At 72.5% G+C, this 12720-nt stretch carries 1 protein-coding gene; it reads left to right on the forward strand.

Going from position 1 to position 12720, the window contains the following annotated elements; translation table 11 throughout:
• The first annotated feature begins 120 nt into the window (after positions 1-120).
• A complete protein-coding gene (locus H0B54_RS10680; protein ID WP_188260283.1) occupies positions 121-12714 on the forward strand; it encodes a non-ribosomal peptide synthetase in 12594 nt (4197 codons plus the stop codon).
• The last annotated feature ends 6 nt before the right edge of the window (positions 12715-12720 follow it).

Consider the following 12720-nt stretch of genomic DNA (forward strand, 5'->3'; position numbering starts at 1 on the left):
CTTTAGGACGTATTCTCGGCGATCTAATCCCTTTTTGGGACGCATATGACGTTTTTGTAAAACTCGCCGCGATTTTTCACGTCGGATCATTGCAACGCCGAAGGATTTGTGGGGACTTCGATGCCCGACACCACGCCGCACCTCCCCAACCACCGCCTTCATCTGTCCAACAGTTTCGGACCGGTCAAAATCTGGCCCGATCTTCGTTTGCACGAGGGGTTCGAAAGGCTTGCCGAGCGGCATCCCACCGCCCCGGCGGTGGTGACGGAGGTCGGCATCCTCGACTGCGCCGGGCTGGACGCGTCGGCAAACGCGCTGGGCCACGCGCTGTTGGCGCTGGGCCTGGAGGCGGAGGAGCCGGTCGGTGTGCTGACGGAGCGGTCGGGCCACCTGCCACAGGCGTTTCTTGGAATTCTCAAGGCAGGCGGCGTCTACGTGCCGATGGTCGCCGATCTGCCGCCGGAGCGGCTGGCCAACATGGCGCGGCAATCGGGGATGCGCCTGCTGATCGCCCTGGACGGGCTGGCCCCGCCGGACGCGCTGGCCGATGCCCTGTCCGTCAACGGCCGGACCGAGCGGACGCACGCCGTCCTGCGCCCGGAATCCCTTGACGGCGACAGCCTCGCCAAGTCTGCGGAGCGCCCGAACCGGCCCGGTCCGGCGAATGGGCTGGCGGTCATCCTCTTCACCTCCGGCTCCACCGGCCAGCCGAAGGGCGTGCTGATCCAGCACGACGCTTGCGTGAATCTGGCGCTCGGCCACATGGAGGCGCAGGGCGTCGGACCGGGCGACCGGGTGCTGCTGTCAACCTCCCCCGGCTTCATCCTGGGTTTCCGCGAGCTGTGCCTGCCGCTGCTCTCCGGGGCCGCCTATGTTCCGGCGTCGCGCGCGCTGATCGACGATCCGGCGCGGCTGCTCGACCACATGACCCGGCTGGGCGTGACCATCGCGTTGTTCACACCCTCCTATCTGCGGCTTCTGCGCGGGACGGTGCCGACGGGGCTGCGCATGATCCTGACGGCCGGGGAACGGCCGAACCCCGATGATGCGCGGCATTACGCCCGCCATCTCGATTATTGGAACATGCACGGCGCCACCGAGGTCTGCGGCACCATCTGCATGCACAAGGTGAATCCGGACGGCGACGGCCCGCTGCCCAGCGGGCGGCCCTTCACCAACAACGCCGTCCATCTGCTGGACCGCCACGGCAACGAGGTCCCCGACGGCGAGGTCGGCGAGATCCATGTCGTCGGGCGGGGTGTCTCGCGCGGCTACCTGAACCAGCCCGAGCTGTCGGCGGAGAATTTCGTGGAGACGCGCTTCGGGCGCGCCTACCGCACGCACGACCTGGGGCGCTGGAACGCGGACGGCGATCTGGAGACGCTGGGCCGCGCCGACGACATGGTGAAGGTGTCCGGCCAATCGGTGTCGCTGGGCGAGATCGAGCGGACGCTGCTGCGCCACCCGCTGGTCAGCCGAGCCGCCGCCCTTCAGCACCAGGGCCGCCTGACCGCCATCGTGGAGAGCGCCGATCCGGAGGCGGCACAGGCCGAAGACTGGCGCGCTTTCCTAGGCCGCACGCTGCCCGCCTACATGGTGCCGGCGCAGGTCCGCGCCGTGGCGCGGATGCCGATCAGCTCCGCCGGCAAGACCGACCGCCGCGCCCTGCTGGCCCTCGCCGAGGAGGCCCTGACCGCACCGCGCATGACGGGTGGAACCCCGCCGCAGGGCGATCTGGAACGGGCCATCGCCGCGGTCTGGGAAGAGGTGCTGGACACCCGCCCGGTGATGCGGGACGACCTGTTCTTCGCCGTCGGCGGCACCAGCCTGCTCGCCATCGCGGTGGGGCAGCGCCTCCACGCGCTCGGCCATCCGGTGACGGTGCCGGTGATTCTGGCCTCCCAGACGGTGGAGGCGCTGGCCCGCCGCATCGCCGAACAGAAGGACGAGGACGCCGCTCCGCCGGATCTGACCGAAGGCTCCGCCACCGCCGGTCAGGAGGATTTCTGGGTTGCCGCCAAGCTCGGCCTCGCGCCCGCCGGGTCGCACGTCGTGCGCGTCCTGTCGGTGCGCGGCCCGGTTCCGGAGGTGGAGCGCTGGCGCGCCGCCTGGGGCGCCCTGCTGGAGCGTCATCCCGCCCTGCGCACCGCCTTCCACCCCGACGCCGAAGGGCGGTTGCGTTGGCGCACACTTCCCATCGCCGACCTGCCGCCCGCCGCCGGCTTTTCCATCGACCGCTGCCACGTTCCGGAGGAGGCGCGGGAGCTGATCGCCGGCTATGCCGAGACGCCCTTCGCCCTGACCCGGGCGCCGCTGGCCCGCGCCGGCCTGATGGTCATCGAATCCAGCGGCGAGACGCTGTTCTGGTTCGTGCTGCACCACGCGGTGGTGGACGGCCAGTCCGCCCGCACGGTGCAGGAGGATGTCCTGGCCCTGCTTCTGGACCGCCCCTTGCTCCCGGCGCCGCACGGCATCGCGCTGGCCACGCGGGACGAGGAGCGCCACCTCCGTTCCGACCGGGCGGAGCGGGACCGCGCCTTCTGGAACGCCAAGCTGGACGCCCTGCCACCCGAGGCCTTCGAGGAGCTTCCGCTCGACCAGCCCCGCCCCACCACGCCTGGCGGGCGCTCCGCCCCACCCCTGGCGGAGCGGCTGGACGCCGCGACCACCGCGGCCCTCACCGTCATCGCCAAGGCGCAGGGCGTGGGATTGCAGGGCCTGTTGCTGGCAATCCTGGCGGCGGAGACGCGGCGGCGCGGCGGACGGGCCGACCTAATCCTGGGGACCGGCGTTTCGCTGCGCCCCGCGGGAGCGGAAGACGCGGTTGGGCATTTCGTCAATCTCGTGCCGGTCGTCCTGCCCGGCGCCCCGGCAGCGCTGGCCGGGCAGGTCCGCGCCACCCAGGACGCGCTGACCGAGGCGGTCGGACACGCCGGCCTGCCCGCCAACCTGATCCAGCGTGAGTTCCGCCAGCGCCGGCCCGACGCGCTGCCACCCGCCCGCGCCAATCTCTTCTCGGTGGCGCTGACCGCCAACCCGCCGCGGACCAGCGCCGATCCGGGCAGCGGCCTGTCGCTGTCCCCACGCCGACTGCCCGGCGCGCTTGCCCAACCCGCCGCCGGCCTCGACCTCGCCTTCAGCCACGAGCCGGTGACGGCGGAGGACGGCGACGGGTTGGAATTGGCGCTGCTGTGGAACCCCGATGTCTATTCGGAAGTCACCGCGCGCTCCTGGCTGGCCGGTTTCGCCGCCTGGGCGCGCTGGCTGGCCGCCGAGCCGGCACGGCTGGAATCCCCGCTGCCCGCTCTGCTCCCGGAGGAGGAGGCCCTTCTCGACCGCTGGGAGCACGGCGAGGAGCGCCCCCGCCCGGCCCGCCGTGCCCATGAACTGTTCGAGGAAATCGCCGACCGCCAGCCGGACCGCCCCGCCGTGGTCACCCGCGCCGGCCTGCGCAGCTACGGCGAATTGGATCAGGACGCCGAGCGCATCGCCACCGCCCTGCTGCGCTGCGGCGTAGCGCGGCAGGAGCCGGTGGCGGTGCTGACCGGCTGCGCGCCGGACCTGCCCGCGGCGGTGCTCGGCGTCTGGAAAGCCGGGGCAGCATACCTGCCGCTGGCCCAGGACCTGCCGCCGGAGCGCATGGCCTACATGGTCCGCGACGCCGGCGTCCGGCTGATGATCGCGCTGGACGGCCACCCCGTCCCGCCCACCCTGGCCGAGGCCGTGCCCACATTGATCCGCCCGGAAATTCTCGAAGGCTCCGCCGAACGGACAATGATTGCCGGGGCGCCGGACGACCTCGCCTACGTCATCTACACCTCCGGCACCACCGGGCATCCGAAGGGAGTCGCGGTCCGGCACGACGGCTTCGTCAACGCCGCGCTCGCGACGGGGGAGACGGTCGGCTTGCTGGCGGACGACCGCATGGCGCTGGCGGCGACGCCAGGATTCGACGCCTCGCTGTGGGAACTCGGGCTGGCGCTGCTCCACGGCACGGCGCTGGTTCCGGTGCCGCCGGACCTGCGCGACGATCCCTGGGCGCTGAAGGACGCCTACGCGGAGTTGGGCGTCACCGTGGCCTTCCACGCCCCCTCCTATCTGCGGGTCAGCAAGGAGAAGCCGTTCCGCGGCCTGCGCGTCCTGCTGACCGGCGGAGAGGCCCCGAACGCGGACGATGCCCGCCACCACGCGGCGGATCTGGCCTTCTGGAACGCCTACGGCCCCACGGAGGCGAGCATCCTCGCGTCCATCGGCCGCGTCCTGCCGGGGTCCGGAGTCGGCGGCCCGGTGCCCGCCGGGCGCCCGCTGCCCAATGGCCGCGTCACGCTGCGCCGTCCGGACGGCACGCCGGTTCCGCCGGGCCTGCCGGGGGAAGTGTGGCTGGGCGGGGTTGGCCTCGCTCGCGGCTACCTGAACAACCCCGACCTGACCGCGCGCTCCTTCGTCGAAACGGCGGAGGGCCGATTCTACCGCACCGGCGATCTGGGTCGCTGGACAGTGGACGGCCAACTGCTTCTCTGCGGCCGCATCGACCATCAGGTGAAGCTGCACGGCCAGCGTGTCGAGCTTGCCGAGATCGAGCAGGATCTTCTGGCCCACCCCACCGCCGCGCAGGCCGTCGTCCTGGTGGACGCCGCGGCCGAAGGCACCAAGGCCTTGCGCGCCTTCGTCCGCGCCAAGGACGGCGCCACCCTGCCCGACGAGGAGGCGTGGCGCGCTTTCCTGACCGACCGCCTTCCAGCCTTCATGGTGCCGGCCAGCGTGACGACGGTGGACAGCGTCCCCCTGACGCCGGCGGGCAAAGTCGATCGCGACGCCCTGCTCCGCCTCGCCCATTCCCATTCCGATGGCCACGCCGCCACGGCGAAACGCCAGGCACCGCTGGACGGGCTGGAAGGCTTCATCGCCGCCCAATGGGGCGATTTGCTGGGCGAGGAGGTCGCGCGCAACGACAATTTCTTCGCGCTTGGCGGCAACAGCCTGCTGGCGGTGACCATCGCCCACCGGCTGTCGCAGGATTTGGGCGTGACCGTCCCGGCACGCGCGCTGTTCGCCGCCCCAACCCTGGCCGACTTCGCCCGCAAGGTGGCGGAGCTGCGCGTCGCGGACGCGCCTCAGGCCGATACGGACGACTCCGACCTCGCCAGCGAAGGGGAACGGGAGTTCTGGGTGGCCGAGGCCGCGGGGCTGGACACGCGGCCCTTCGTCATCCCGGTGATCCGCGCCGTTGAGGGGGAGGTTCCGGACTTGGCCCGCTGGGCGGGCGCCTGGACGGCGCTCGCGGAACGGCACGAGGCGCTGCGCACGACCTTCGCGGAAGACAGGGAAGGACGCTTGCGCCGCCGCGTCGCCCCCTCCGTTGTTGGAGCGCTGGAGCTGTCCACACAGGCCGACCGCGCCGCGGCTCTCACCCACATCCGCGCCCGGCAGGGGGTGCCCTTTGCCATGGCGACCGCGCCGCTGTGGCGGGCCGGGCTGGTGACGCTGGCGGACGGCGGTGCGCCGCTGTTCTGGATGGCGATGCACCATTCCATCGGCGACGGGCGCTCGGTCGGCATCCTGCTGGCGGACCTGTCCGCGCTGCTGGCGGGCGGGCGTCTTCCGCCCCTGTCCGCCCGTTACGCCGCCATGGTCGCCCGTGAGCGGCGCTATCTGGACGGCCCGGACCGCGCGGCGGACGAGGCCCACTGGCGGGAACGGCTGTCCGCCCTGCCCGGCGAGGCTTTCGACGACTGGCCGCTCGACACGCCGCGCGCCGCCGGCGCCGCGCCGGGCAGCCACCGCTTCGAGTTGCGCTTGGACCCGGCCACCGCCGCCGGGCTGAAGGCCGTCGCCCGTCGGCACGAGGCCAGCCTGCACGCCGTCCTCCTGACCCTGCTGGCGCGCGAGGTGCTGCGGCGCACCGGGCGCGGCGCCTTCACCATCGGCACCACGAGCGACATTCGGGAAACCGCCGAGGACGCGCGCATCGTCGGCTATGGCGTGACCATGCTGCCGCTGGCCGTCCGCCCCTTTGCCGGAACCCCCTTCGGGGCGGAACTGCGCGCCACCCAGGCAGCGCTGGCGGGGGCGCTTCAGCACGCCCGTCTGCCCTTCGCGCGAATCTGCCACGGCTTCTGGGCGGATCGTCCGCAGCACCGCGACCCGGCCCGTTATCCGCTGTTCGACATCGCGGTGACGGAGAATCCGCAAGGCTTGCCCGCCGCCGGCCCGCTGCGCTTCGTCCGCCCCGATGGCGAAGGGCTGGCCTATGAACGCACCGGCCATTCCCCGGGCCAGGACATGGTGCTGATCCATGAAGGGTTGGCGGACGGCGGGCTGCTGCTGCAATGGCACGTCAACGCCGCGCTCTACGCCAAGGACACGGCGGAGCGCTGGTTCGACGCGCTGGCCGGCTGGGCGCGTTGGCTGGGTGGTGACGCCGCCCGCGCCGAGGCGATGCCGCCCGCCCTGCTGCCGGAGGAGGAGGCCACCCTCGCGGCGTGGGAGCATGGCCCGGCGGTGGAGCGCCCGGCGCTGCCCTTCCACGCGCTGTTCGAACGGCTGATCGACCGTCCCGGCACCGGGCAAGGCGGACGCCCGGCGGTCATCGGTGCCGACCGCGTTCTGACCTACCGCGCGGTGGAGGCGGAGGCCAACGCCATCGCCCATGCCCTGCGGGAGCGTGGAGTGGAGCGCGGCACCGTGGTCGGCGTGCTGACCGGCCGCTCCCCCAACCTGCCCGCCGCGCTTCTGGGCGTGTGGAAAGCCGGGGCGGTGTATCTGCCGCTCGCCGCCGACCTGCCGGCGGAACGGCTGGCTTTCATCGCCGCTGACGCCAGTGCGGCCCTGCTGCTGGCGTTGGACGGCGTGGCGGTGCCGGACGCGCTGTCCGCCCTCCTGCTTCTGCGTCCGGAGGATCTCTCCGCCGATTTCCGAACGGCGCACGCCCACCGTCCGCAAGCCGTGAGCGGACCGGAGGACACCGCCTACATCCTCTACACCTCCGGCTCCACCGGCCGGCCCAAGGGCACGCCGGTCAGTCACGGCGCCTACGTGAACATGCTGTCGGGCGCCGTGGAAACCTTCGGCCTGACCGCCGAGGACCGGACGCTGATGTTCGCTTCGCCGTCCTTCGACGTGTCGCTGTCGGACATCGGCGTGCCGCTGGCCGCCGGGGCGGCGCTCTGCGCCGTTCCCTATGAAGTGCTGAGCGCGCCGGCCCGCCTGATGGCCTTCCTGGCGGAGCAGCGGGTGACCGTCGCCGACCTCACCCCGACCTATCTGCGCCTGTTCGACGGGGCGGAGCTGCCGTCGCTGCGCATCCTGGTGACCGGCGGCGAGGCGCCGCTGACGACGGACGTGCGCGCCTACGCCGGGCGGCTGCGCTACTACAACGCCTACGGCCCGACCGAGAACACGATCACGAGCGCCATGGGGCTGCTGGGTGCGGAGGATCGGGGCTTCCTGCCCGTCGGCCGCCCGCTGCCCAACACGTCGGTCCACATCCGCGACGCGGCGGGTCGCCCGGTGCCGCCGGGGGCGGTGGGGGAGATCTGGCTCGGCGGCGCCAACCTCGCCCGCGGCTATCTGAATCGCCCGGAGCAGGAGGCGGCCGCCTTCGTCGGGACGGGACGCGGGCGGCTCTACCGCTCCGGCGACCTCGGGCGCTGGCGTGCCGACGGCGAGTTGGAGGTGTTGGGCCGCATCGACGATCAGGTGAAGCTGAACGGCATCCGCGTCGAACTCGGCGAAATCGAGCAGGCGCTGGGCGGCCACCCGGACATCGCGCAAGCCGTAGCCCTTGTGCAGGGCAAGGCCGGCGCCGCTCAGAGCCTGTGGGCCTTCGTCCGCCCCAACCCCGGCAAGCCGGTGCCAGCCGAGGAATCCTGGCGCGGCTGGCTGGCCGACCGGCTGCCCGCGGTGATGATCCCGGCCGGGGTGATCGCGGTGGAGACGGTGCCGGTGACGGCGTCCGGCAAAGTGGACCGGGCGGCGCTGCAAGGGCTGACCGCTGGTCCTATCCCGCAGGGAGCGAAGGTGCCGCCGCAGAGCCGGCTTGAGGAAGCCATCGCCCGCGCCTGGGCAGAGCGGCTGGGCCGCGGCCCGGTCTGGCGCGATGACAATTTCTTCGCGCTCGGCGGCCACAGCCTGCTCGCCATCGCCGTCGCCCACGCGCTGGAGACGGAGCTGGGGCGCCCCGTCTCCGCCCGCGACCTGTTCACCGAGCCGACGTTGCGCGGCTTTGCCGCCCGCCTCGCCGCCGCCGCTCCCGCGGATTTCCCATCCGATGCCGAATCCGATTGCGCGACGGAGGGCCAGCGGGAGTTCTGGGTGGCCGAGCAGGCCGGGCTGGACACCCGCGGCTTCAACATTCCCCTGACGCTGGCGGTGGAGGGTGACCTTCCTGCCGACAATCTTTGGCACGAGGCTTGGGCCGCCCTGACCGACCGGCACGAGGCCCTGCGCACCGGCTTCCATGAGAACGAGGACGGCACGCTGCGCAGGACCGGCCACTCTACGACCGCCGAGTTGGAGATCGAAACGGCCCCCAACCGCCCCGGCGCCCTGAATCTCATCCGGGCGCGCCAGACGGAACCCTTCGCCATGGCCGCACCGCCGCTGTGGCGGGCCGGGCTGGTGCGGGTGACGGACGGCAGCGGCGCCCTGTTCTGGCTGGCCCTGCACCATTCCATTGGCGACGGCCTGTCGCTCGGCCTGCTGGCGGATGACCTCGCCGCACTGCTGCGCGGAGAGTCCCTACCCGGCCGCGCCCCCGGCTTCGGCCGATCCGCCGCTCGGGAGGAGAACTATCTGGCCGGCGAGGCCGCTCGGGCGGACGCGGAGCACTGGCGGCGCCTGCTCTCTGGAATCGACCCTGCCGCCTTCGAGGAGTGGCCGCTTGATAAACCCCGTCCGCCGGTGCGCAGCACGGAAACGGCCAAGGGAAGCCATTGCCACCGCGTCCGCCTCGCCCCCGACGTGGCGGAGGCGTTGCGCGCCCTCGCCCGGCGCAACGGCGCCAGCCTGCACGCCCTGATGATGACCCTGATGGCGCACGAGGTGCGCCGCCGCACCGGCCGGGCGGCGTTCCTGATGGGCACAGCCGCCTCCACCCGCGAGACGGCGGAGGAGGCGGGCGTCGTCGGCTACTACGTCAACATGCTGCCGGTGCCTTTCCGGGTGAACCGGAGCGAACCGCTGGAACAGGCGGTCAAGGCCACGCAAAGCCGTCTGGCGGAAGCCTTGCGCCATGGCCGCCAGCCCTTCGCCCGCATCCACCAGGAGTTCCGCCGCAGCCAGCCTCAGGCGCATCATCCGGCCCGCTACCCGCTGTTCGATCTGGCGGTGACGGAAAATCCGGCCATGGCGGCCCCGCGGGGCGATGGGCTCCGCTTCGCGGCCATCGACGCCTTCGACGGCTCCGATATCCAGTACGAACTGCGCCACAGCGCCCCCGCCCAGGACCTCGTCCTGGTGCATGAGGGGCAGACGGACGGCGGGCTGGTCCTCCAGCTCTACACCAACGCTGCCCTTTACGAGCGGGAAACCGCGCAGGCCTGGACCGCGGCGCTGGCCGGCTGGGCGCGGCGGCTGGCCGATCCGGAACGGGCGCCGGGCGAACCACTGCCCGCCCTGCTGCCGGACGAGGAAACGCTGCTCGCCGCGTGGGAGCGCGGCCCGGCGATGCCGCACCCGGTTCCCTGCTTCCACCACCAGTTCGCCGCTCTGGCGCGCTCGCAGCCGGCCCGTCCCGCCCTCATCACCGATGACGGCGCGGTCAGCTACGCCACGATGAACGCCCACGCCAACGCGCTGGCCCACGCGCTGCTGGCTCAGGGCGTGCGGACCGGCGACGCGGTCGGCGTCCTGACGGAGCGTTCGCCCGCCCTGCCGGAAGCGGTGCTGGCGATCTGGAAGGCCGGGGCCGCCTATCTGCCGCTGACTCGCGACCTGCCGGCGGACCGGCTGTCCTTCATCGCCCGCGACGCCGCCATCCGCACCGTCGTGGCGCTGGACGGCCACACCCTGCCCGACGCGCTTGCGCAGGCCGGTTACGCGGTCCTCCGCCCGGAAACCCTGACCGAGGGCTTCCGCGCCGCCCATGCCCATGAGCCGGAGGCCGGAGAACGCAGCCATCCCGGCGATCCCGCCTACATCATCCACACCTCGGGGTCCACCGGGCTGCCGAAGGGGGTCGTGCTGCATCATGGCGGGCTGCTGAATCTCGGCCTGTCGATGGCGCGGATGATGGGCGTCCAGCCGGACGAACGGACGCTTCTCAGCTCCTCTCCCTCCTTCGACGCCTGGATCTCCGATTCCGTGATGACCTGGGCGACCGGCGGAGCGCTGGTTCCGATCCGCCGCGCCGAGATGGACGACACCGCCGGTCTGCGCGCCAAGATGGAACGGCTGGGCGTCACCTCCGCCACCCTGCCGCCCTCCTACCTGCGGCTGTTCGAGCAGGCGGATCTGCCGACCCTGCGCATCCTGATGACGGTGGGCGAGCCGCCCAACGCCGCCGACGCCTTGCACTACGCGGCGCGGCTGCGCTACATCAACGGCTACGGCCCGACCGAGAACACCGCCGCCGCCAGCATCGGCATCCTGTGCCCGGACTCGCCGTGGATGAGCGCCGGACGCCCGCTGCCCAACACCGCCATCCACATCCTGGACGAGGACGGGGAGCCGGTTCCCCCCGGCGCCGTCGGCCATGTCTGGCTGAGCGGAATGGGGCTGGCCATCGGCTACCTGAACCGACCCGACCTGACCGCCGCCGCCTTCGTGGAGACGCCGAAAGGCCGCCGCTACCGCACCGGCGACCTTGGCCGCTGGCTTCCCAACGGGGAGCTGCTGGTCCTCGGCCGGTTCGACAGCCAGGTGAAGCTGCGCGGCCAGCGCGTTGAGTTGGGCGAGATCGAGCACCGGCTGGAAGCCCATCCCGGCGTGCAGCAGGCGGTGGCCCTGGTGGACACGCCGCCGGGCGGCACCCAGACGCTGTGGGCCTTCGTCAGCCTCGCCCCGGACGCCGCGGAGCCGACGCAGGCCGCCTGGGCCGCCCATGCTGCGGCGGCGCTGCCCGCCTACATGGTGCCGGCGGCGGTGATCCGGGTGCCCGCGATCCCGGTGACGGTGGCCGGCAAGGTCGACCGCAAGGTGCTGCTGCAGGCGCTGGCCGACCACGCGCCCTCCGAAGGCACGGCCTCCGGCGCCTACACCCCGCCGCGCAACGCGGTGGAGCAGCGGGTGGCCGAGCTGTGGACCGAGCAGCTTCAGCGGCCCGTTCCGGGGCGCGAGGCCGGCTTCTTCGAGCTGGGTGGCGACAGCCTGCGGGCGATCGCCGTGGTCAACCGCCTGCGCCGCGAATTTTCCTGCAAGATCAACGACCTCTACGAAGCCCCGGTGCTTGCCGACTTCGCGCTGCGCCTGCGGCCCCAGCCGGACCACCTGCACCGCGTCATCGCCGCCGTCCGATCCCATTGGCGGGACTATCAGGCGACCCTGCCCGCCTTCGACGCCGCCCGCGACCGGGCGCTGGCCGAGCAGCAGCGGGCGTACGAGGCGCGCAACGCCGCCTACGCCGCCTTCGACGGGAGCGAGCGGCGCGACTATGGCGAGGTGCTGCTGACCGGCGCCACCGGCTATCTCGGCGCCTATCTGCTGCGGGAGCTTTTGTCCGATCCGGCGCGGAAGGTGACCGCGCTGGTGCGCGGGAGCGACGACGGGGCCGCGCGCGCCCGGCTGGGCCGCGTGCTGGCCGGCTATTTCGGGGCAACGGGCGGGGCCACGCTGATCGCCGATCCGCGCCTGACCGTCCGGGCCGGCGACCTGCGCCGCGACGGGCTGGGCCTTGCCCCCACGGTGCACGGCGCGCTGGCGGAGGGGATGCGGGCGGTCTTCCACTGCGCCGCCAACGTGAACCATTTCGGCCATTACGCGGAGTTCCACGCCGACAATGTGGAGGCGACGCGCCGGCTCCTCGACCTCGCCGCGGCGCGGCGCGGCGATCCGGCGGACTTCCACCTGATCTCCACCCTGTCGGTCACCGGCAAGGCGCCGGAGGACGGCTTCAAGCTCGTCACCGAATACGACGCGGTGCCGGAGACGCTCGACGAGAACTACTATGTCCGCAGCAAGCAGGAGGCGGAACGTCTGGTCACGGCGGCCCGCGGCGATCTGCGCAACGCCAGCATCCACCGCGTCGGCAACGTCGTCTTCGCGGCGGAGGGTGGGCCGTTGCAGCTGAACCTGCGGGACAACGCCTTCTTCCGCCAGCTGGCCGCCTTCGTCCGGCTGGGGGTGGTGCCCGACGATTCGCACGTCTGGCTGTGCCACGTCGATCTCGTCGCCCGCGCGGTGGCTCTGCTGGCCGGTGCCGCCGGCCTCGCCAACGAGACGCACCATGTGGAGAACCACCGCCGCGACACGCTGGCCAACTTCGTGACCTCGGCGGCGGGCATGGAAGGTGCGGTGCGGGCGGTCGGCTTCGACGCGCTGCTCGACCGGCTGGAGCGCGCCATCGGCGAACCCGAGATGGACGGCGCCCTGGCCCAGACGCTGGAGGGCTTCGGGCTCTACGGCGGGCGTTCCCCCCAGGCGCGCGGCCGGCGGCAGGAGCTGACCTCCGAACGCACGCAAGGGCTGCTCGGCCGCATGGGCTTCGGCTGGCCGCCGGTTCCCCGCGCCGGACAGGCCGACATGCTGCGCGCCGCGGCCGATCTTTTCTCCCGATGAACGCCT

The sequence above is a fragment of the Azospirillum tabaci genome (assembly GCF_014596085.1).
Taxonomy (GTDB): domain Bacteria; phylum Pseudomonadota; class Alphaproteobacteria; order Azospirillales; family Azospirillaceae; genus Azospirillum; species Azospirillum tabaci.

What these genes read in the sequence shown, in the direction of transcription:
- H0B54_RS10680 (WP_188260283.1), top strand. Translation starts at nt 121, where the DNA reads ATGCCCGACACCACGCCGCACCTCCCCAACCACCGCCTTCATCTGTCC.